The organism is Candidatus Bealeia paramacronuclearis, from assembly GCF_035607555.1.
GTDB lineage: Bacteria > Pseudomonadota > Alphaproteobacteria > UBA9655 > UBA9655 > Bealeia > Bealeia paramacronuclearis.
In genome coordinates this window covers 214744-237194 of sequence record NZ_JAVHWZ010000001.1, presented here as the reverse complement: position 1 = coordinate 237194, position 22451 = coordinate 214744, and the positions used below count along the sequence as shown (strand labels likewise).

At 42.5% G+C, this 22451-nt stretch carries 22 protein-coding genes; 7 read left to right on the top strand and 15 right to left on the bottom strand.

All coding sequences use genetic code 11. The features are described from left to right. Window positions 1-82 precede the first annotated feature (82 nt). On the bottom strand, window positions 83-1393 hold the full coding sequence (gene tolB, locus Bealeia2_RS01185; protein ID WP_331255343.1) for a Tol-Pal system beta propeller repeat protein TolB: 1311 nt from the start codon (window positions 1391-1393) through the stop codon (window positions 83-85). A gap of 306 nt (window positions 1394-1699) precedes the next feature. Between tolB and Bealeia2_RS01180 the strand changes: the two genes are divergently transcribed. Further along, window positions 1700-2284, top strand: a complete 585-nt coding sequence (locus tag Bealeia2_RS01180; protein ID WP_331255342.1) for a peptide deformylase — start codon at window positions 1700-1702, stop codon at window positions 2282-2284. On the opposite strand, the gene Bealeia2_RS01175 is transcribed toward Bealeia2_RS01180, so the two are convergent. From Bealeia2_RS01175 to Bealeia2_RS01160, 4 genes are all read right to left on the bottom strand, one after another. After that, a complete protein-coding gene (locus Bealeia2_RS01175; protein ID WP_331255341.1) occupies window positions 2281-3183 on the bottom strand; it encodes a phosphatase domain-containing putative toxin in 903 nt (300 codons plus the stop codon). The two genes, Bealeia2_RS01180 and Bealeia2_RS01175, sit on opposite strands and share 4 nt — an antisense overlap. 383 nt (window positions 3184-3566) lie before the next feature. Beyond that, on the bottom strand, window positions 3567-3689 hold the full coding sequence (locus Bealeia2_RS01170; RefSeq protein ID WP_331255340.1) for an entericidin A/B family lipoprotein: 123 nt from the start codon (window positions 3687-3689) through the stop codon (window positions 3567-3569). 88 nt (window positions 3690-3777) lie between these two features. Beyond that, window positions 3778-6291, bottom strand: coding sequence for a polysaccharide pyruvyl transferase family protein (locus tag Bealeia2_RS01165; RefSeq protein ID WP_331255339.1), 2514 nt, complete (start codon window positions 6289-6291; stop codon window positions 3778-3780). Window positions 6292-6378: 87 nt separating this feature from the next. Next, complete coding sequence (locus tag Bealeia2_RS01160; RefSeq protein WP_331255338.1) at window positions 6379-7539, bottom strand: glycosyltransferase family protein; 1161 nt, start codon at window positions 7537-7539, stop codon at window positions 6379-6381. An 83-nt stretch (window positions 7540-7622) separates the two neighbouring features. Here Bealeia2_RS01160 and Bealeia2_RS01155 point away from each other — a divergent pair, with 83 nt between their 5' ends. From Bealeia2_RS01155 to Bealeia2_RS01140, 5 genes are all read left to right on the top strand, one after another. Next, complete coding sequence (locus Bealeia2_RS01155) at window positions 7623-8387, top strand: 3-deoxy-manno-octulosonate cytidylyltransferase (RefSeq protein WP_331255337.1); 765 nt, start codon at window positions 7623-7625, stop codon at window positions 8385-8387. 86 nt (window positions 8388-8473) lie between these two features. Continuing rightward, window positions 8474-8704: a transposase gene (locus Bealeia2_RS10480; RefSeq protein WP_414437819.1), complete on the top strand. Its 231-nt coding sequence runs from the start codon at window positions 8474-8476 to the stop codon at window positions 8702-8704. Window positions 8705-8913: 209 nt separating this feature from the next. Next, on the top strand, window positions 8914-9840 hold the full coding sequence (locus tag Bealeia2_RS01150) for a class I fructose-bisphosphate aldolase (RefSeq protein ID WP_331255336.1): 927 nt from the start codon (window positions 8914-8916) through the stop codon (window positions 9838-9840). 11 nt (window positions 9841-9851) lie between these two features. Further along, window positions 9852-10418, top strand: coding sequence for an elongation factor P (gene efp, locus Bealeia2_RS01145; RefSeq protein WP_331255335.1), 567 nt, complete (start codon window positions 9852-9854; stop codon window positions 10416-10418). Between the two features lie 119 nt (window positions 10419-10537). Continuing rightward, on the top strand, window positions 10538-11314 hold the full coding sequence (locus Bealeia2_RS01140; RefSeq protein WP_414437818.1) for an inositol monophosphatase family protein: 777 nt from the start codon (window positions 10538-10540) through the stop codon (window positions 11312-11314). A 40-nt stretch (window positions 11315-11354) separates the two neighbouring features. Here Bealeia2_RS01140 and hslU read toward each other — a convergent pair whose 3' ends face one another. The 9 genes from hslU to Bealeia2_RS01095 all read right to left on the bottom strand — a co-directional run bounded on the left by hslU (window position 11355) and on the right by Bealeia2_RS01095 (window position 21171). Beyond that, window positions 11355-12671: an ATP-dependent protease ATPase subunit HslU gene (gene hslU, locus Bealeia2_RS01135; protein WP_331255333.1), complete on the bottom strand. Its 1317-nt coding sequence runs from the start codon at window positions 12669-12671 to the stop codon at window positions 11355-11357. A gap of 2 nt (window positions 12672-12673) precedes the next feature. Next, window positions 12674-13222 (bottom strand): ATP-dependent protease subunit HslV, encoded by a 549-nt coding sequence (gene hslV / locus Bealeia2_RS01130; RefSeq protein WP_331255332.1) that lies wholly within the window; start codon window positions 13220-13222, stop codon window positions 12674-12676. Between the two features lie 77 nt (window positions 13223-13299). Continuing rightward, on the bottom strand, window positions 13300-14004 hold the full coding sequence (locus tag Bealeia2_RS01125; RefSeq protein ID WP_331255331.1) for a response regulator: 705 nt from the start codon (window positions 14002-14004) through the stop codon (window positions 13300-13302). Between the two features lie 249 nt (window positions 14005-14253). Next, window positions 14254-14913 (bottom strand): zinc-ribbon domain-containing protein, encoded by a 660-nt coding sequence (locus tag Bealeia2_RS01120; protein ID WP_331255330.1) that lies wholly within the window; start codon window positions 14911-14913, stop codon window positions 14254-14256. Between the two features lie 122 nt (window positions 14914-15035). After that, a complete protein-coding gene (locus Bealeia2_RS01115; protein WP_331255329.1) occupies window positions 15036-15800 on the bottom strand; it encodes an MBL fold metallo-hydrolase in 765 nt (254 codons plus the stop codon). Then, on the bottom strand, window positions 15797-16582 hold the full coding sequence (locus Bealeia2_RS01110; protein WP_331255328.1) for a TatD family hydrolase: 786 nt from the start codon (window positions 16580-16582) through the stop codon (window positions 15797-15799). The genes Bealeia2_RS01115 and Bealeia2_RS01110 overlap by 4 nt, the downstream gene beginning before the upstream one ends. Then, on the bottom strand, window positions 16579-18105 hold the full coding sequence (metG, locus tag Bealeia2_RS01105) for a methionine--tRNA ligase (protein WP_331255327.1): 1527 nt from the start codon (window positions 18103-18105) through the stop codon (window positions 16579-16581). The genes Bealeia2_RS01110 and metG overlap by 4 nt, the downstream gene beginning before the upstream one ends. A gap of 193 nt (window positions 18106-18298) precedes the next feature. Next, a complete protein-coding gene (gene asnB / locus Bealeia2_RS01100; protein ID WP_331255326.1) occupies window positions 18299-20056 on the bottom strand; it encodes an asparagine synthase (glutamine-hydrolyzing) in 1758 nt (585 codons plus the stop codon). Next, window positions 20044-21171 (bottom strand): glycosyltransferase, encoded by a 1128-nt coding sequence (locus Bealeia2_RS01095; protein ID WP_331255325.1) that lies wholly within the window; start codon window positions 21169-21171, stop codon window positions 20044-20046. The genes asnB and Bealeia2_RS01095 overlap by 13 nt, the downstream gene beginning before the upstream one ends. 36 nt (window positions 21172-21207) lie before the next feature. Between Bealeia2_RS01095 and ygfZ the strand changes: the two genes are divergently transcribed. Next, window positions 21208-22086: a CAF17-like 4Fe-4S cluster assembly/insertion protein YgfZ gene (gene ygfZ / locus Bealeia2_RS01090; protein ID WP_331255324.1), complete on the top strand. Its 879-nt coding sequence runs from the start codon at window positions 21208-21210 to the stop codon at window positions 22084-22086. Here ygfZ and Bealeia2_RS01085 read toward each other — a convergent pair. Beyond that, on the bottom strand, window positions 22011-22451 hold the full coding sequence (locus Bealeia2_RS01085) for a cytidine deaminase (protein WP_331255323.1): 441 nt from the start codon (window positions 22449-22451) through the stop codon (window positions 22011-22013). The genes ygfZ and Bealeia2_RS01085 overlap by 76 nt on opposite strands.

The window sequence follows — 22451 nt, the reverse complement described above, 5'->3', positions numbered from 1 at the left end:
CTTTTTCCGAGCACGTACCCGTAAAAGATGTAAGGTGATATTACACCACTCATCTTTCGGACGCAACATTAACCTTTTTTGTTCAATCAATCAAGGGGGACCATGATCCGTAAGTGGCATCCCCAGGGGTTGCAACTTCATATTCATTAAATCCGGTAACATCGACCGCAAATAATTTTACAGGAGCGCGGTTGTGAGACTGTCTTGTATAAAGCAAAACACGACCATTTGGAGACCATGTGGGGCCTTCCACAAGATAATCTTGTGCAAGCATACGCTCCCCCGATCCATCGGGCCTCATGACACCCACATAAAACCCACCAGGAACTTGCTTTGTAAATGCAATCAAATCACCGCGTGGCGACCAAACGGGCGTGAAATAAAGGCCCTCACCAAAGCTGATGCGCTGGGGCTCACTTCCGCCCGCATTCATCAAATAAAGTTTGGGTTTTCCGCCACGATCGGACGTAAACACAATTTGGCTTCCATCAGGAGAATAGCAAGGAGAGACATCAATTGAGCCTGTTGATTTCGTAAGGCGTGAGATTTTCCTGTTGGAAAGATCCATGGAATAAAGAGATGTGACACCTTTATCCGCAACGCTCAACAGCAAGGTTTTTCCATCAGGTGCGAATCGAGGCGACATCTTAAGTCCTGGAAAACTTCCCAAGGATTGATTTTTTCCGGTCTGGAGATCAAAAAGATAGAGATTAGGTTTTTTATTATCCTTACCGTAATCTAAATACACCACTTGTTTTCCATCGGGGGAAAAGCGTGGCGTTAAAACAATACTTTGACCGCTGGTTAAAAATTGATGATTCTCTCCATCTTGGTCCATAATCGCGAGGCGATATTGAACATCTTTTGAGCGGCCCTTTTGATGGATGTAAACAATACGCGTATCAAAATAACCTTTATCGCCGGTAATGCGCTCATAAATTGTATCAGCAATTTTGTGGGCCAATCGTCGCCAGTTGTTTTGATCGCTTGCTAAAGAAAGTCCTGCCAATTGAGACTGAGTGTAAACATCAAAAAGGCGGAAATCCACACGCATTTGTCCACCTTCTTTTTTGAGAGACCCTCCCACCAAAGCTTCTGTATTAATGACTTTCCAACCTCCAAAATCGGGCTGTTGCATGACTTGATCCGAAGTTTGAATGTAAGCTTGAGGGTTTACTAATTTAAAAAGGCCTGAGCGTGCTAAGTCTGCTGAAACCACCTCAGAAATTTGACTGGCAACGTTTGCAAGTGAGGGGTCGCTTCCCTTAGAGAAATCTGTAATGGCGATAGGAACTGGCGCTCTCCCACCCTCTGTAATATCAATTGTCAGCTCGGCTTTTAGAGAGCTAAGGCTCACAAAAAGCACAGAAAATGCTAAAAGAAATTTCTTCACAAATTCACCCTTTTTCTTTTCGAGAAAATAATACGAGTTGGGATTTTAGCGTTTTATCAACTTCAAGCCAAGGAAAAACCATAGATCATAAATAAGGAGTTACTCTAATGGATGCTCTTGACGTGCCTCAAATCTCAACGCATATCTTGAATTGCTTTTGATCTAAGAGGATTTTTAATGCTGAAGCGTAGTTTTTTATTTTTAACTTTATCCTCCTTTTTGGTGGCGTGTTCAAGTCATTATGATCGAAAAGAGATCAAAGCAGGATTCGAGACAGATTGTGAATCTTCAGAAAGGAAGTCCAAAATGACGCAATTACCAGACTATACGGTGATCAATGATGAGACGTGCGAGAATCGAAATGTTCTTATTGTGCCAGCGAAAACTCTTAAGTTTCCTTTGTCGGAAGAGGATCAAAACGATGTGAAAATCCTTGAGGCAAAATATGATCAAGAGGAAAATTGCGCAGGCCTTGCCGCCCCGCAAATCGGAATTGGAAAACGGGCCATAGTTTTTGAAGTTCATGATGATCCTGAATTGAAAAAATGGCGCCCAGATCTGACCGACTCTATGCCCAAAACCATTTGGATTAATCCCTCTTATGAGCCCCTTTCGGAGGAAACCCATACTGATTATGAAGGCTGTTTTTCAGTTAATGATTTGGCGGGACCTGTGGCTAGATTTAAATCGATTCGATATGAAGGCTATACGCCAGAGGGCCAAAAAATGGAAGGTGTCGCTCATGGATTTCTGGCACGCGTTATTCAGCACGAAGTCGATCACACTAATGGTATTTGCTTTATCCATCGCGTTGAAGATGGAAAACTTATGAGCATCGAGGCCTATCGCGCTATGCGCGCCAAAGCCATGGAGGAAGGACGCAACGATTAATTCGTCTTCTTCCACTCGCTCCAAAGTGGTCGCGGCTTTGTGGTCGATTTGGCGTACTCATAAAACTTTTTTAGAAATTCCAATCTTTCCTGAGAATAGGGATGTGCATAATTATCTAGAGGCGGAAGCTTTGTAAGATCAACGCCTCCCATGGCAGCTTGCCTTGCAAAAATATCAGATAAAGAAACTATTTTTGCACTCTCAAGTATATCTGCCATAACCATAAAAGTAGTTGTTCTGCCATGCCCATTTTCACAATGAAAGTGGACAGCTTTGTTACGTGGAACGTTCTCCCAAAAAGGAACAAATCGGTCTACTTCTGAGTCTAAAGGAGGCCGATCATCAGCTACATAAATGCGATAATAGGTCAGTTTTTTTTGTTTAATTATTTCAGCCTCATTCAAAACGTTCTTAGGGCGTATGGTATCCCAGAGTTTAACCGTTGCGTTCACCTTATCTGCCTCTTTAGCGAGTCGGTATACCTCCACCGTCTTCATGTTCTTTAATGAATTTAAAAGACTTTCTTCCTCTTGAATTACTTGAGATTCTGTTAATCCCAAATTGATCCAATTTTTAGGCGCAAGCCAACTAATGGCAATACCATTCAAAAAACCATGAGATTCCTGACGTAAATCAAAAACAAAATCCAGATTAGGAATTGTCCTTTTGATTGTTGAAAATTGTTCTTCAGAATATTGGGCACTTCCTGAAATATTAAGTGTATCCAAGCCTTCTGTGGAAATTTTGTCTGGAATTTTGCCATTAGGAATCAGAGATGTTGACCTGAATTCGCCTGGCAACTCCTGGACATTAGGAGAGTTGAAAATTAAAATTGGACCTTCTGCCATAAGCGAAAATGGAAAAAGAAAAATTCCCAAAATTAATTTTGTTTTTTTCATTGCGTGTCTCCCCCAGCATTGTTTTTATTATTGAGTGTACGTAATTGGTGTTTTAGAGACAAGATGTTTGATCAGGATACTCAGGAAAGGAGAATGATTTTTTAACTTGAGGGATTTTACATTGTTATCAACTTGAAATATCATTTGCAAAAAATATTTAACACAAAAAAACAAATATACTGTCATCCCGCCACAGAGATGGCTTGGAAAACAATATGGATTTAATTGCAATGGTATTAATGCCTTGACGCTTTTCCAGTGTCTGAATCTATGATGGGGCGGTCTTCATAAGAGCCACTGTTTCCAGCACAGCTGCTTAAAACCACCCCCGCAATCAAAAAGAGTGTCAAAAACTTTGTCATGTTGTCTTTTCCTATAGAAGTCTACTCAGTCGCTCTTTCAATTCCTTTTCCAACTGTTTGGATATCTTCACCCACACCACGGGTAGTATTGCATCCACTTAAAGTTGCTCCCAAAATCAGGAACAGTGTTAAGAATTTAAACATGATTTTTCTCCTCAGTTTTATTTCTTACCCCCCCATCATAAAACATAATATCTTAAGAGAGGGTAAATTTATGTATCTACTTCTCCTATTACTCCTCCAAATTTCCAAAGGCCAATATTTTCCAAATCAACTTATTGCTCATCCCTTGCAAGTGTGAGATGGGAATGCCATAGGTTTCATGAGTTTTGACGATATACGTATTGCGGAGATCATCGTTCTTTTCCTTCACCCACAAAGACGGGTCGTCGATGGATGAGCTATTCAAAATAATAAAGTTTTTAATTTTATTTAATTGGATATTGGTTTTTGTGATATCTAAAGAGGATTCTTTTTCCGCCAAGATTTTATGGGTTGAAATGGGAGCATTATAGGGAATTCCTAGTGCTTTTGCAAAAATCATTCCATGATAACGTCCTGTAATTACAAAGTGCGATTTTTCCAGAATTTCAATAGCCTGCTCAGGTGTGACATCACTCTTGCGTATTGTGGCGTTTTTATATCTTTTCTCTTTGAGTTTGGGATCAATGGAGTTTCCCATGAAGACAAGAGCATTTGGATAGAATTTTTTTGTTGTTTCAGAAAAAAGATCAAATTCTTTGAAATCTTTTTTTTCTAAAGGGTCTTCTGGTCCTCCCCAATTCATGACTACTAATTGAGAGTTAGAATGCTCTTTCAGTTTTTGATTAATGAGAAGTCTGACGTGCTCATTTTCAACAGATGCAGATCCCGTTTGGATAAGAGTGACGTATTCTTTCTTTTTTATTTTTGGTAACTCAACAATTCCGGGATAGAGATATCCCAGATCTGGCGACAAAAAGAGTTTGTGAGAAACGGGGTCTCCCAATACTGAACTTATTAACTGAAGGTCTTTCGGACTTCTTACAAAAATGAGGGAAGCTTTTTGCATCAAATCAATAGATTTCCCTAGTATTTTTCGCGTTTCTTCAATGTTGGGGTCTTTTATTTCCGTTTGTAATCCTGTTGAAACAATGAAATAGGGTTTCTGACGCTCAATCCCCTTTTTTATATAATAAGAAATGGAAGAATCGGATTGAGACGCCCAATCATGTAAAATTCCACCACCCCCAATAATGAGGGCATCAAAATTTAAATCAGACGATGTGCTATCCATTTCAATGTATTCACCCTTTGTATTCAATCGGAGGGTGTCAGGTGCAAAATACATCCGAAAACCATCTCCAAGATAGTAATTAAGAACTGCTTCATAGGATTTATCTCCAATATTGCCGTAAGGATAGGCGCCAATGCACAAGATTTTTCTTTTATGGGCGTTCAGACATGTTGGGCACTCACTGGAATTATTTTTATAGGGCTTAAGTGTATCTTGAGAAGTGTAGAGTTTGATTTTTCTTTTGCAAGCTTGGCATTTTAAGTTCTTCAAGGGTGTGATTTCCACCTTTTCCAATAGGCCATAGTAATAGAGGATTCGATAGGTCATCCAATCATTGGCTTTAAGGTGTTTGTGAAAAAGGCCTGAGATTTGAGTTCCATCCACTTCTGGGGGCCATTGATAGTCTTTTTGAATCTCTTGAGGAAGACCTCGCACTTTTGTGCCTTGCAAAATCGCCATAGCTTGAAAAAACACATCATCAGCATAAGGTGTGAGGGCCTTAAAGATATCAAACTTAAAGACATCTTTATGTAAAGCTCCTTTAGGGTATAAAACCCCTGAAAATCCTTCAAATATTCCAAAGTTGGCGTTGTCATAAAAATAGCTTTGCAAGAGATAGTCAATGTGAGGACAAGAGTTTTCATTGGTTTTTCCATAAGTGTTCCCCTCAACGAACATATACTTGCGTGCAGATGGGGAAATAATATCTTGTGGATGTTTTTTGTGCTGTTTGAGCAAGACTTTGAGCCAATCCTTGCGATAGATACGATCATCATCTGCAGTGACAATCGTGGCATCTGGAAAGTCTTGAAGCGCAGGGATCAGCTTTGTTGCAACTTTGTAATTTGTTTTACTGTAGCGAATTTCTAATCCTTTTTTTTGCAAGAATACGAGACTTTTGGGAAGTTTTTTATGAGGAAAATCCTCTTCTGCCAAATAAAGAATGATATGATCAGCTTTAACATCTTGTCTTAAAATGGAAAAAATGGAGAGCCAAGTTGTTTCAATGCGAGGGGGATGAGAGGTGACACTGACAACCACCGTTTCGCTATTGTGTTTTTTAGAATGCTTTCCCGTAATCCAGCTAAAGAAATGTTCTAAGGTTTTCCCTTCCAAAGAAAAATGCTTTTTAAATTCATTCGTTTTAAACCACGATGCGGGTTGATGCCCTTTCTCCCACCCATGCTGCATGAAATGCTCTAGGGGTGATAGTTTGGATTCTTTAATTTCTTTTTCATGTTCTTGCTTGTAATGATCGACATCAAAAATGTCTTCGAGTTCTTTTTGAAGATCGATTTCGATTTTCTCTTCCTGTTTTGTCGTCGTGGAATTGGGGCTGGAATTCTTGTCTTCTTTATCGGAACTGGAATCGGAAGATTCCATCTTGCTCTGTTTTTTCCCTGCTTCAATTGTGCTGAGTTCGGAGCATACTACGAAGAGTGAAACGGCTAAGAGAATTTTTTTGAGCATGGAAGGGCCCCTTAAAAAAGTGTTAAAAAGACCCTTCAAGACTCTGAGAAAATAGTTAACAAAGAGTTAAAAATTTGATAAGAAAAATTATTTTTCTGAATGAGAGCGTTCTGATGTTTTCTTCGATATGAAAGAATTAAGGTATTCAGCAATACGTTGAGATGCCTGTTCTGGAACACCCAAAGCGTTGAGCGACGGTTTTTCTGAAGTGTGTAATAATTTGTTAATAGCGTGTTGGGCTTCTTTCTTGTTTTCAGCCACAATGCCCAGGCCTTTTCCAACAACAAGAAGAGATTTATAGTCTTTTTTAGGTCCCACAAAAAGGACGGGAAGACCATGAGACAAGGCGTGTGCGGCCATCCCAGATTTGTGCACCGCAAAGATGGAGGCAAAGGGGGCAATATCCAGAGTTTTCATATCTTTGACGATTTTAACGTTTTCAGGGTGGCCATTCTTTTTGAAAATTTTATTTTCAATATTATCTTTTCGCGCAGGATGAGGGGTGATTACCAAGAGCAAATCTTTCCGTCTCTTAACGGCTTTGACCATTTCGTTTAAATACTGAGGATAAGTAGTATCGTTTCCGCCTGCAAAAAGAAGCAGTTTTTGCCCTGGTTTCAGGTCAAGCCTTTTCAAAATACGAGCATCCGACCTTTCAAAGGCTTCATCCCATTGCTCAAGGGTTGGATTTCCTGACACAATGATGTTACCGTCAAATCCAGATTTATAGGCCTCACCAGGAATCAGCCATGTTGAGACAGCCCCATTTTGAAGTTCGGCTAAAAAGGGCTTGACGTACTCTTGATCTACCAGTCTTCCATTCATGTTGTCATAAAACGCAATCGTTGGAATTTTACGCTCATGAAGAGAATTGAGAACTTGCGCTTGCCACGCAGAAGACATACCTGAAATCACAACCTTTGGCCCTAAGTCTAAAATGGCTTGCACGATTTCTGACTTTAATAATCGGTTGCGATTGTGATCCTTATCATGGGGAGCGACATTGACACGAGCTTCAGAATAAAGATCTGAATTAAGATATACGAAATGTGCATCATCTTTGAATTGTTCTGCACCCACCCCAATGCCTACAATTTTATAATCGACAGTGAGCTTTTCGGCCACCTTTCGGAAGGGTTCACCTTCTCCCATATTGTAAATTAAAAAGAGAACGGAAACATCCGCGCGCAAAATGGAAAGGGGAGTGAAAATAAAAATAATGAGAAAAAATATGATCCAACGCCGCATTGATTTTCTCCTTTAAATCTATTGAAATAATCTATAAGAAAAATGATAACATTATGAAATCATTTTTATCAAGGGATCTCCTCATGTCCTTAATGCAAACTCCTCTTATTGTGATTCCCGCGCGCCTTGCCGCAACGCGACTTCCTAATAAGCCGCTTGCGGATATTTTGGGAAAACCCATGATCATCCATGTGTGGGAACGGGCGCTTCAAGCCCATTTAGGACCTGTCATTGTGGCGTGTGGGGATCAAGAGATCTACGAAGTTGTGATGGGTTTTGGAGGGATGGCGATTTTGACAGACCCGCTCCTGCCTTCAGGATCCGATCGGGTAAAAGCCGCGGTGGATATTTTTGACCCTCAAGGAATTTACTCTCACATCATTAATGTGCAAGGGGATGTTCCCACGTTGGATCCTGAGCTTTTACGTGCATGCCTTGATCCCTTTCTGATCGCTCCCAATTTGGATATCGCCACTTTGGCTACTGAAATTCAGGAAACGGATGAACTTGCAGATCCCAATGTCGTCAAAATTGCGCTGGGACTGGAAGCAGGATCTGATATAGGACGTGCCCTTTATTTTAGCCGGAATGTTGTGCCTTCAGGGGAAGGGCCCCATTACCATCACGTGGGCCTTTATGCGTATAGCCGTAAGGCTTTAAATCGCTATGTCACCCTTCCTGTTCATCCTTTGGAGTCCCATGAGCGCCTTGAGCAACTCCGCGCGCTTGCACACGGCATGACTATTCATGTGAAAGTTATTTCCGGAGAGGTTCTCTTTGGTGTAGATACGCAAAGTGATCTCGATCGTGCGATTGCGATTTTGGATAAGAAATTGAAATTTGAATAACGTCCCGCAAATCAATTATATTTATACGCGCGAAAAAACCACGGGGCTAGCCCCGTGGATGTAGCGCTCCCCAAAGCCTTCTTGCTATGATGCGAAGTATGCAGATAAGGAAGCAAGGACACTGCGCCTACCAATGTGAGTATCACCTGGTGATTGTGAGCAAATATCGACGGAAGATATTGAATGAAGGTAGTTTTGCGTATTTCACAGAAGTGATGAATCAGATAAGGGAGAAGATGCCGTTTGTATGTGAGGGAGCTATGAAGCCTTTCCTCATTGTAACCCTTCAAAGCTTCGATCGCTGTTTTCACCTTTAACGACGCACTGACATTTTTCTTCATTTTCTCTTCTTTTTTGATTGAGTCCAACTTTATCAAATTTTCTCGAAAAAATGCTCCACTTCTTGAGGACATTACAGTTTGCTGTGAGATTCCTCGCTTTTGGAAAAGATTCTCACCTGCATTGAAAAAAAATGAATCCTCAGGTATGTCTTTGGGAAGAAATTTTTTTGTGAAGGGAATGAGGTATGAGAATCAACCAACGCATAAAAAAAATATTAAGTCATTACGAGTCGGATAATCCGGGAACAAAGGGAAATCTAGCGCGGATTTTGATGCATGGAAAATTAGGTGGTACAGGACGCATGGTTATTTTGCCCGTCGATCAAGGGTTCGAGCATGGTCCGGCAAGAAGTTTTGCGATTAATCCTCAGGCCTATGATCCTCATTATCATTATCAAATGGCTGTGGATGCGAGTCTTTCGGCCTTTGCAGCGCCTTTAGGACTCCTTGAGGCAGGTGCAGATACATTTGCCGGGGCCATCCCCACAATTTTGAAAATCAATAGTTCAAATAGTTTGACACCCTCAGGTGATGACGCCAATCAAGCGGTTACCGGATCGGTTGCGGATGCATTGCGATTGGGCTGTTCTGCCATCGGATTTACGATTTATCCCGGATCCAACTATACCCATGACATGTTCGAAGAACTGCGCGAGATTGCCGAGGAAGCTAAATCCTGCGGTCTTGCCGTTATTGTGTGGTCTTATGTCCGCGGTAATATGTCCAAAGCCGGCGAAGGCGGAATTGATACAATTGCTTATGGTGCCCATATGGCCTGCCTTTTAGGTGCGCATGTTATCAAGGTCAAACTCCCCAGTGATTATCTCGAAAATGAAGCGGCTAAAAAAGAATATCTCGCTCAGAAAATTGATATCTCAACACTAACCGCCCGCGTGCGTCATGTCGTTGAAACTTGCTTTCAAGGCCGCCGTTTGGTTGTCTTTTCAGGGGGGGACGCTAAAGATCTCGAAGGCGTCTATGACGATGCACGCGCCATTCGTGATGGCGGAGGAAATGGATCGATTATTGGACGAAATGCTTTCCGTCGACCGAAAAATGAGGCATTAATGATGCTCGATACCATTATCAAAATTTATCAAGGAAAACTTTAGGAGAATCTCCCATGAAAATTGGTGGAAACGAAATTCGCCCCGGCTATGTCATTGAGCACAAAAATCGTCTGTGGGTTGCTGTTAAAATTCAACATACGCAACCTGGAAAAGGTGGTGCGTATTTGCAAGTCGAACTAAAAGATATTCGTGATGGCACGAAATTGAACGAACGTTTTCGCTCTGCTGAATCCGTTGAGCGCGTGCGTTTGGATGAAAAAGACTTTCAATATCTCTATGAAGATGGCGACAATATTGAATGCATGGATCAAGAAAGTTTCGAACAAGTCAGTATTCCCAAAACATTGTTTGGAGATGGACTTCCTTTTTTGATCGATGGGATGATGATCACGGTTGTCTCTCACGAAGGCGAAGTTGTTGGTGTCAAACTGCCCGATACCGTTGTGATGCAAATTGTGGAAGCCGATCCTGTGGTTAAAGGGCAAACGGCATCTTCTTCTTACAAACCTGCAATTCTTGAAAATGGGGTTCGGATTATGGTGCCCCCTCATATTGAATCAGGCACGAAGGTTGTGGTGAATACCGGAGATTCAACTTACGTTGAACGCGCAAAAGGATAAGATGCAATTGTCATCCTGGACTTATTTCAGGGCTTTTTAATGTGGTTAAAGGAATTGGGAATATGAGAGAAACAACACGAAACGTCCGGGCTTTGACAAAGTCCCCTTTGCTAAATGTTATGATCAATGCAGCCTTTAAAGCCGCTCGTGGGCTGGTTAGGGATTTTGGTGAGGTTGAACATCTTCAAGTCTCCCGGAAAGGACCTGGAGATTTCGTGTCAGTGGCTGATAAAAAATCGGAGAAAATTCTTTTTGAAGAACTCAAAAAAGCGCGTCCTGACTTCTGTTTTCTGATGGAAGAATCGGGGCGTATCGAGAATAAGGACAAGGATCACACGTGGATTATTGACCCTCTCGATGGTACCTCGAATTTCCTTCATGGTATTCCTCATTTTTCAATTTCCATTGGACTTCAGAAGGGTAATGAAATTATCGCGGGTGTCATTTATGACCCTATTAAAAACGAGATGTTTTATGCTGAACGCGGTGGTGGGGCCTTCTTAAACGATCGACGCATCCGCGTTTCTGCACGCACACATTTGGCAGATTCTCTTTTGGCGACAGGGATTCCTTTTGCGTCAACTGCTGAAAAAGATCAAAAAACATTTACTCAGTCCCTTCAAGCTTTGATGCCAAAAGTCGCAGGAATCCGCCGCATGGGGTCTGCAGCACTTGATTTAGCTTATGTGGCCTCTGGGCGCTATGAGGCCTATTGGGAAGGCTCTATTTCTTCTTGGGATGTGGCTGCAGGTATTATCATCGTTAAAGAAGCAGGCGGGTTTGTGCGTGATCTTAAAGGTGGCACAGATGTTCTTGGAGACTCTTCAATTTTGGCCACGAACGAAGGTCTTCAGGTTGAACTGGAAAAGACACTAAAAGCCATTTATGCGAAGTAGAGAGGAGGGGCTTATCGCTCCTCTTCCCTGCCATCTTTGCCTACAAAATAAATTTGGACAAGTCTGTGTTTTTCGCCAGCTCGCCCACGGTTTTCTTGACGTAGTCTCCATCAATGGTGAACGTCTCGTGGGTTTTGTCTGAGGCCTCAAAACTAATATCCTCAAGGAGTCGTTCCATCACCGTGTGAAGACGACGTGCGCCAATATTTTCGACGTTCTGATTGACCTCTGCCGCCAGTTTTGCAATCTCTTGAATGCCGTCTTCTGTAAATTTAAGAATAACTTCTTCCGTCGCCAAAAGGGCAATATATTGCTTAATCAGGCTGGCTTCAGGTTCTGTGAGAATTTTCACAAAATCATCACTGGAAAGTGCTTTGAGCTCAACCCGAATAGGCAAACGGCCTTGTAATTCTGGCAAAAGATCTGAGGGTTTGGCCAAATGAAAAGCGCCAGAGGCAATAAAGAGAATATGATCGGTTTTAATCGTTCCATATTTTGTGGAAACCATGGTGCCTTCAATAAGAGGCAGAAGATCACGTTGGACTCCCTCACGGCTCACGTCGCCGCCGGATCTTTCGGAGCGTGCGGAGATTTTATCAATCTCATCAATGAAGACAATTCCGTTTTGCTCGACCGCATAAAGGGCTTCTTTGATTGCGCGATCTTGGTCCAAAAGATTATCACTTTCTTCTGCCAAAAGCGCCGTATAGGCATCTTTCACAGAAAGCTTTTTTTGAACGGTTTTGACGCTTCCCATTTTTCCAAAAATATCACCTAAATTGAGCATTCCCATTTGAGCTCCCGGCATTCCCGGAATATCAAAGGTGGGCATTTGGGGAGAGGAATTATCGTTGATTTGGATCTCAATCTCGCGATCATCAATTTTACCTTCGCGGAACATTTTCCGAAACTTTTGACGGGTTTCATCGGTGGCACCCTCTCCCACCAAAACATCGAGAATGCGCTCTTCCGCCTGAATTTCAGCTTTGGCTTGGACTTCCTTACGTAATTTTTGACGCATTAAATTAATTGAAATTTCGACAAGGTCGCGAATGATTTGTTCAACATCTCGGCCTACATATCCTACTTCGGTAAATTTTGTTGCTTCTACTTTCAGGAAAGGAGCTTCTGCAAGACGCGCCAATCGTCGTGCAATTTCCGTCTTCCCAACACCCGTGGGACCAACCATAAGAATGTTTTTAGGAAGAACTTCGTCTTTTAAATTGTCTTCCAATTGTTGGCGCCGCCAACGATTGCGGAGGGCAATAGCCACGGCCCGTTTGGCATCGTGTTGTCCAATAATAAAACGGTCCAATTCAGAGACAATTTCGCGCGGGGTAAAATGGGATAAGGACATATTTAAAAGCTCTCAATGACAAAGTTTTTGTTGGTGTAAACGCAGATATCAGCGGCAATATTCATGGATTTTTCGGCAATCTCACGCACGGAAAGACCTGGAATATCAATCAAAGCACGGGCTGCGGAAAGGGCATAAGCGCCCCCCGAGCCAATCCCGATGATACCATCTTCGGGCTCTAAAACGTCCCCGTTTCCTGTGAGAATAAGTGAAGTATCGCAATCGGCCACGGCCATCATGGCCTCAAGGCGTCTTAAATAGCGATCCGTTCGCCAATCTTTGGCCATCTCCACACATGCGCGTGTTAATTGTGCGGGATATTGTTCAAGCTTGCCCTCAAGGCGTTCAAAAAGTGTAAAGGCATCAGCGGTGGCGCCTGCAAATCCAACGATAACGTTTCCATTTGCGATTCTGCGAACTTTTTTCGCATTGCCTTTTAAAACCGTTTGTCCTAAAGAGACCTGGCCGTCACCTGCGATAACCACGTCTTTGCCTTTGCGTACAGAAAGAATAGTGGTGCCATACCACGTTTCGGGAGATTTATGTTCCATCGACTTAACCTTCAAATTCATTTAGATGAATTATAGAAGGAGACAATCTTTCTGTCATCTGTTGTCTTGAGAAAGACTCACAAAATGGCTTGATGCGGCAAAACCACGGCCTCCGTCCAGTATTCAAGAGCTGTTTTTAGGTTTTTCTTAAAAGTCTCAAACTCAAAGGATTTACGTATATAACCACTCGCAAAATTTTTATAAGCGTTGATAATGTCCTGTCGACTGATACTTCCTGTGACGATGATAATAGGAATATACTGCAACTCTCTGTTTTGTTTGATGGACTTTAAGATTTCTCCCCCACTCATTTTGGGCATATTAAGATCCATAAAAATAATATCGGGAATGGGAATGGATGTAATGTTCACTTTCCGTTTGATAAAATTGAGAAAATCCTCACCGTCATAGAAGCAGTAAAAATTAATTTTAGATTCAAATTCCTCAAGAGCCCTGCGAATCAAAAACTGATCTTCTGAATTATCTTCGATCAATAGCACATTAATTTTATCAAACCGCCGATTCTCAGCAATATCATTGCCTAATAGAGTGCCATCATCCTCTTCATCAAAAGGGAAGCCTTCAAAAAAACAATTGGGATTCACAGAAAATATTTTGCAAAATTTATACAATGCTCCCATTGAAATTTTAGTTTGTCCAATCTCATATTTATGGATTTGCTGGTGAGAAACACCAACCCTTTCTGAGAGATCTAAAAGGGTGAGGCCTACTTTTTCACGATAATCTCTGAGTTTTTGCCCCACATATTCATCAATTGTCATTTTTTGATTTTTTAGAAGTGGATTCCTCGACGTTTTTGTTTCTTGAGGGGGATTAATTTTTCCTAGTGGTTTAGATGATGATTGCATACCTTTTCAGTACCTCCGGTTTGTAGTCATTTTCACTCTTGAATGTAGAGTGTAATTGACACCAATCATCATTCAATTTTCGCAAAGCAGTAAATTGAATTTTCGATAGAATTTAAATGAAACGGGATTTTGGAGGAAATGAATTTTAGAAGAAAAACACTTTTAAAATGCCACAATTACAGAGTTGGCAGATTGAATTCTGGGACGTGGGGAGGTCTCAAAATGAACTTGTTCTCCCGGCAGAAGATGTGATTTGGCGAGATGATGTTCCCACTTGTCAAGAAGACACTTATCCTTGGCAATGACCTGAAGGCATTTCCCTTTTTCTGATGTGCCCACGAGAGACACTTTGAGAACTGGCAAATCTTTAACGCGATCCGAGGTGTTCATAATCTCCCCTTGAACAATGTACATGGCAACGCCATTTTCCTCTTTTTCTTCTGTGGAAGTATTTGCGAGCGTCAAGCCCATGCCGGGAAGTTCCACAGGCAATCCCACCATGGCGTAAAGCGCTTCTGATTGGGGCCAGAAAGAGACAATCGCATTGCGGGTAAAAATGAAAGTTGTGAGAAAAACAACAACAATGCTTCCAAAAAAAGCCCAACCAACCCACGCTGGCCAATGTCCTTTGTGAAGTTGAGGGGGTAATGTAACATCTCTTAAGTTTTGAATAGCAGGATTTTCTGCAATCTCGTAAGTCACATCAGGAGCTTGGTGCCAGACATGAGCACAAGACGCACATTTGACACTCCGACCAGAAGGCAATAACGCCTTGTCATCAATGGCATAACGTTTAGAGCACTCTGGGCAACGAACGATCATAATCTCAAAGACTAAAATGAAAAATAGATTGACTTAATATATGCGCCAAACCACCAAAAATTGCAATAAAACTTTGAAGAGGAATCCATCACGTCATTTGGCCCCAATACATACCGAAGTCTTTAAACCTCAATAACTAAGCCGTCGTAGGAGGGTTCGACATTAGAGGGGAGGCGTTTTTTGACTTCCTCATAATCAAGGGTATGATTCATGTGAGTGAGATAAGCTTTTTCAGGATTTACGCGCTCAATCCATGCGAGTGTTTTTGCCAAATGGGAATGGGTGGGTTTGACCTCATACGCCAAGCAATCGACGATCCAAACTTTCACGCCTTGAAGGGCCTTAAAGGCCGCTTCATCTAGATTCAAGACATCCGTGGAATAGGCGACTTTGTCAAAACGGTACCCCAATGTGCGACTATATCCATGGTCTTGCCAGAAAGATGTCACGGGAATAGTGCCGACCTTAAAGGGTCCGTTAATGACATGAGGTTTTAAAAAAGGTTTGTACAAATCGGGCGTTGAGGGACGCGCACGAAAGATATAAGCGAATCTTTCTTTGAGAGTTCTTAATGCACCCTCATCGGTATACACATCAATGGATTTTCCGTGACCATAGAAGAAAGGCCTTAAATCATCAATGCCGTGGGAATGATCCGCATGATCGTGAGTATAAAGAACCGCATCAATTTTCGTGATTCCTGCATCCAGAACTTGGGCCCGAAAATCGGGGGAGGTGTCCACAATCAATGTTGAGTCTTGGTCTTGAACGGCAATGGAGACGCGGCGTCTTCTATTTTTAGGGTTGGTGGGATCGCACGATCCCCATTCTCCTGTTGAAAGCGGAACGCCGCCTGAAGCGCCACATCCCAAAATGGTGACTTTCATGATTTGGCTTTCGTGAAAAGGGAAAAGAAATTTGCGGTTGTTTTTGAAGCCACAAGATCAAGATTCACATCTTTGATTGCAGCAACACGTTCGGCCGTAAAAACCACATTGGCTGGCTCATTGGGCTTACCACGGTGAGGTTCAGGTGTTAAATAGGGTGCATCCGTTTCCACAAGCATTCGCTCTAAAGGTGTTATTCCAACCAATCGACGCAATTCTTCGGCCTTTTTAAAGGTGATGATTCCAGAATAAGAAATGTAAAATCCAAGATCCAGCGCTTCTTTTAAAAGCCATTCCGATCCTGAAAAACAATGCATCACACCACGCACTTTTCCTTGTCCCAGTGATTTCAATAGATCCATGGTATCGTGTTCCGCATCACGCGTATGAACGATTAAAGGAATATCTTTTTGAACGGCCACTTCAATGTGTTTCGCAAAGCAATTCTTTTGAGGTTCTTTTGGAGAGTGCTCATAATAATAATCAAGCCCCGTTTCTCCCAATCCCACCATTTTTGGATGAAGGAGTGTTTCTTCTAGAATCTTTTTTAAGTTTTCAAAATGCTTTAAATCAGGCTCGGATTCATGGGGGTGCGTTCCCACTGTGGCCCAGATATTGGGTGCAGATTCTGCAATTTTGATAAGGGTTGGGATTTTTTCAAGTTCTGTACAAATGGTGAGGAATCCACCCACACCCATTTTTTCAGCACGTGCAATTGTTCCCGATACGTCCTCTATCATAGGCGCATAATCAAGGTGACAATGGCTATCAACCAGCGTCATGCAGCTTCAGTTTCAATGCGGGGAAAGAGAGGTTCTGGCGCAGGCAGAGTTATTCCCGATTTTAAAGGTGTCTTTAAATCCTCAAACGTGCGCAGGTCTTGTCCCAATTGATCCAGAAGACGCCCCATTGTCTCCGGCATGACGGGCTGATAATAAATGCCTACATGGCGGATGGTTTCAAGAAGAACATAGAGAATCGTCTCCATGTGTTTTTCGTCTTCAGGACGTCCCGTTTTCTTTAAAGACCAAGGGCGTTGCTGATCGATATAACGATTGGCTTTAACAACCACATCGCCAATATGTTCGCAATATTTATGGAGGAGCTGCTGGTTCATGTCCTCGATCAAAATATCATGAAGCTGGGCACTTGCGGCTAGCATCTCCCGATCTTCATCGGTAAAATCGCCAGGTGTTGGGATTCTAGCCCCCGCATTTTTTGCCACAAAAGACAAAACCCGTTGGACAAGATTTCCAAGATCATTGGCAAGGTTGCTATTAATGCGGGAAATCATGGCCGCATTCGAAAAATCGCCATCTTGACCAAAGGGCACTTCCCGCATGAGAAAATAGCGCAATTGATCTAACCCATAGGTCTCAATCAACTTGAAAGGATCAACCACATTCCCTAAAGACTTGGACATTTTTTGTCCATTTGCCGTCCACCAACCATGGGCAAAAATGCGTTTAGGCGGCTGTAATTTTGCAGCCATCAAAAAAGCAGGCCAATAGATCGCATGAAATCTCAAGATGTCTTTTCCCATGAGATGAATGCTTTCTGGCCAGAAATCTTTGAAGTTTTCCGTATCTGAATCTGGATATCCCAACGCTGTGATGTAATTGGTAAGTGCGTCCATCCAGACGTACATCACATGATCCTTGTCTCCGGGAACGGGCACGCCCCAGGTAAAATTCGTGCGTGAGATGGAGAGATCTTTCAATCCCCCCTTAATAAAACTGATGACTTCGTTATGACGACTCAAAGGTGCGATGGCTTGAGGAAAATCTTCATAGTATTTTAAAAGCGCATTTTCCCATTTGGAAAGACGAAAGAAATAAGAAGGTTCCTCCATAAATTCCACAGGGGCACCCGTGGGCGCTTTGCCGTCCACAATTTCGGATTCATCATAATAGGCCTCGTCCCTAACCGCATACCATCCGGAATAAGATCCCAGATAAATATCTCCGCTTTCAATCAAGCGGCCCCAAAGCGCTGACGCAGCCTTATAATGACGCTCTTCTGTCGTGCGAATAAAAACATCAGGGGTCGCCCCAATATCTTTCGTCATTCTCCGAAAGACTTCCGCCATTTCATCTACGTGGACTTTGGGGTCTTTCCCTAAAGCTTCTGCGGCCTGAGCAATCTTTTGTCCATGTTCATCCGTGCCTGTCAAAAACTTCACTTTAGCACCGTGAAGTCTCCAAAAGCGTGCCAAGACATCTCCGGCCACCGTTGTGTACACATGACCCAAATGGGGGGCCGCATTGAGGTAATAAATAGGGGTCGTAATGTAACGGGTTGTCATGAAATTATCCTTTGGCAGCGGTATTCTTTCTTCATCTATCGCATAAAAAGAAGATCGTAGAAAGGGGGTTATTTTAAGCGCGCAGCATAGGTATAAAGTCTCTTAAAGGAAGCTTGTAAGAATCTTTATGTACGATCTCTTGCAACAAAAATGACGTAACCGTTTCTTTTTTTAAATTTCTTGTGCGTTCAAATCAAGAGCTGGAGAGAACTTCTTCAATCGACCCTTGTGCGGAGGCGTCTTCAAAATGAATTTTGTACCATAATGCAAAACTCAAAAGATTCCAGGATGTTGCCAGTTGATGCTTGTCGGAAGATTTAAAAAGCGCTGGAATTTTATCTTTCAAGAAATATTCATTCATAACGTTTTGTCGAGCCACAAGCTCGCCCAATGTTTTTCCACGCGTAGAAATCCATTCGCCCACAGGAACTGTAAAACCTCTTTTTTTTGCAAAAGGTTCAGATTCAGGAAGATGTTTTTCCAACCATTTGCGCATAATCCATTTTGTTTTTTTGCCCTGAATTTTAAGATCATCAGGAAAATTAAAAACGCCCTGGGCTACGACTTTATCCAAAAAGGGTGTGCGTCCCTCAATGCCATGGGCCATCAGACACCGATCGGTTTTAATCAACAAATCATCAGGAAGCCAATTGCGTGTATCCAAAAACTGGTTTTGTTGAAGGGGAGAATAATGGTTCAATTTTGCCAGTTTTTCGTCCTCTTGGCGCTTGGTCTTCCACTCGGATTGATCATATTTTAAAATAGGGACGCGGTCCATCAGGCCCCGTTTCTTCATGAATATATTTAAGATGCGTCCGAAAAACCGTGCTCGTCTGTGGCGCGCATAACCGGAGAGAATCTCGTCTCCACCTTCTCCACATAAAACAACTTTGACGTCTTGAGCTGCAACTTTTGACATATGATAAGTGGGCAAAGTTGCAAAATCGAGGGTTGGATCGTCAAGGGCTTTTATGACTTGAGGTGTCTCATTCCAAAAATCATTTTCTGAATAAGAAATCTCCTTGTGATGGGTCCCCAGCTTTTGTGAAACCCGAAGTGCCATCGCCCGCTCGTCATGAACTTGGGTGCCTGGAAAGCCTACGGTAAATGTGCGGATCCCAGATCCGACTTCCTCATGCATCAGAGCCAGAAGTGTTGAGGAGTCCACTCCCCCTGAAAGGAAAAGTCCATAAGGTACATCGCTTCTTAAATGAACTTTGAGGGAATCTCGCATGATCTGGTCTAATGTTGAAAAAGCCTCGTCATAAGTCATTTTTTGAGGAGGACCTTTGGGAAGTGCCTCTTGGTGAGAGCGATCGATAATTTTGCCATTTTGGATAACCAACATTTCCCCAGGCAGTATCCGATAAATGCCTTTGTAAATGGTCTCAGCAGAGGTTGTGTAACGCAAGTGCATTAAATCCGAAAGGGCGCCTTCATGAAGTTCTTTGGATACCAATCCTGAGGCGAGAATCGCTTGCGGTTCAGACGCATAAATAAATCCTTGCGGCAGGATTGCATAATAAAGAGGCTTAATTCCAAAAGGGTCTCGTGCCAAATAAAGCGTTTTTGTGGACTTATCAAAAAGAGAAATTGCAAACATGCCCCGCAAATGGGTCACGAAATCGGGGCCATAATTTTGATAAAGGGGAAAAATGGTTTCGCAATCAGAATGAGTTTTGTAAGGATATGTTTTGAATTGCGTGCGCAATTCCACAAAATTATAAATTTCACCATTAACCACAAGACAATTTCCACGATCATCAAAAAGGGGCTGATGGCCACCTATAACATCGATAATGGCTAGTCGTGTATGCAAAAGCGCGAGTCCTTCTTCAATATGAACGCCATGGCCATCAGGTCCGCGGTGGCTTAAAGCCGCAAGCATCGTATTTAAAACTGAGTCTTGGGGAATACCATTTTTTAACCAAAGTCCCGCTATGCCGCACATGATTTTTGTCTTTCCTCTATAATATGTTGGAAAAAGTTGAGATAGATCTCAAGAACACGATCTTGAGAGTAGGCAGAGTGATAACTTTGAAGACCACCTTTCACGATTTTGCCTGAGAGAATCTTATCATTCAAAATACGGTTAATGGCAGTTGCTAATTCGTCATGATCTTCCAAAGGTACGATGAGTCCGTTTTCTTCGTTTCGGATCAGTTCTGCAGGGCCTTTTGAGGCACACACAACGGTTGGCTTTTCATTGACCCAGGCCTCAAGTACCACATTTCCTAGAGGCTCAATCCTTGAGGGGCACACATAAATGTCGCACGCCGCATAAAGGGGATAAGGATCCTGGACCCAACCCAAAAAACGAATACGATCGAAAACTCCCATTTCTCGGGCCAAAGATTTCAGTTTTTCGTCCTCAGGACCTGCGCCTCCAATCCAGAGATGTGCGTTTGGAATTTTGGGAAGTGCGCGAATCAAAACATCAAAAGCTTTGTCATCATGAAGTCGTCCCAATGCTAAAAGAAGCGGGACATTTTCAGGAGTGTCGTAAGTCTTTCGAGAAAGGGGCTGCGCCTTTTCTTCACGCACGAAATTGGGCAAATAAAAAGCTTTATCTTCTCTGATTCCTTTTTCTAAAAAGTACTTCCGAATACCTTGGGTATTGCCTATGAGATATTCGCAGCTTTTGTAGTATTTCAAATCGTAATAGCCACCCAATCGGGCCACTGTCACAAAGTTCCCCGTGGGGCAAAATGCGCCCGCGCGACTCATCCAGGACATGACGATATCCGGCTGAAAATTTTTGAGTGCTTTGTGAATTCCCAAATGTGTTTTGATGTCAAAATAAGGTTTCCAGAAAGGGGCCGTTGAAAGGGAGAGCCCTGAGGCACGTAGTCGTTTTTCACGTGCCTCTTCTCCGCGGATCACAAGATGTTGAGGCAATCCTTTTTGATGAAGGCCAGTCACCAACCTTTCGAAAAAAACTTCCGCTCCGCCTTGAGATGCTCCTGCCATGAGATGAAGAACGCGCATTATGAAATCCTTTGAGAAGAAAACATCAGAATGGCCATAGACACAAACTCCAGCACTTGTATGATATGATTTCATCATTAAACAATTCTTGAATGTAATGCAATGAGAACTCCTATGGAACTTTTGTCCACACGCCTTCCTAGTCGCGGTCTTCTGAAAATTTCAGGAAAGGACAGATTTTTATTTCTGCAAGGAATTATCACCAATGATATTTATAAGCTGGAAAATGTTCCCATCATCTATTCTGCGCTTTTAACACCACAAGGAAAGTTCTTATTTGACTTTTTTGTTTATGCTCAAGGTGATGTGTTTCTTTTGGAATGCCAAGAAGGTCGTTTGCCTGAGCTTATGAAAAAACTCTCCCTTTATAAATTGAGATCTCAAGTTGTATTTGAGGATGTGTCCTCAGACTATGATATTATTGTGGGGGCTCCTGTGCCAGGACTTGAGGCCTATTTTAATGAGGATCCCCGACTTCCCGATTTGGGGATAAGGGGGGTGGTTCCGGTACGAAAGATGCTGGGGCAAGTCCAGGATGACATTGTTTTGTATAATGCTCACCGGATTTCTTTGGGCGTGCCCGATGGATCTGTTGATCTCATTCCAGACAAATCTATCCTTCTTGAAAATGGGATGGATGAACTTCAGGCCATTGATTGGAAGAAGGGCTGTTATATGGGACAAGAATTGACCGCCCGTACGCGCTATCGTGGACTTGTGAGAAAGCGCCTTTTTCCGTTGAGAGTTGAAGGAGAAGCCCCAGCCTTTGGTGAGAAAATTTGCTATGAAGGAGACGAGGTTGGTGAAATGCGATCTTCTCAAAATGAAAAAGGCCTCGCGCTCATTCGGCTTGAGGCCTTTCAGAAATTTCAAGAAAAAGGCGAACCCTTCACCTATCAAGAGACAAGACTCTTTCCTTATTGTCCTGATTGGATGGACTTCACTTTTCCAGAGGAATCCACAAAGTCGGAAAATCCGCCGGGCAATAGCTGAGATATTTTTACATCAATAAAACCTTCTTCACTTTTGTAAGTGACGGTACAGTTGGGTCCAAACTCTTGAATGACCTGACGACAGGCACCGCAAGGGGAGCAGGCAATCTCAGCCGCGGTTGTAACTGCAATGTGCTTAATGCGTGCGGTGGGTCCTTTTTTGGCAACCATGGAAAAGATAGCAGTCCTTTCTCCACAATTGCAAAGGCCATAGGAAATATTTTCAACATTGCATCCTGTGAAGATATCGCCATCTTCTGTAATGAGGGCTGCCCCTACTGCAAATTTGGAATAGGGGATGTATGCATTTTTTTGCGTTTCGCGTGCCAGAGAAATGAGTTGTTCACAAATTTTAGGGTCGACCAT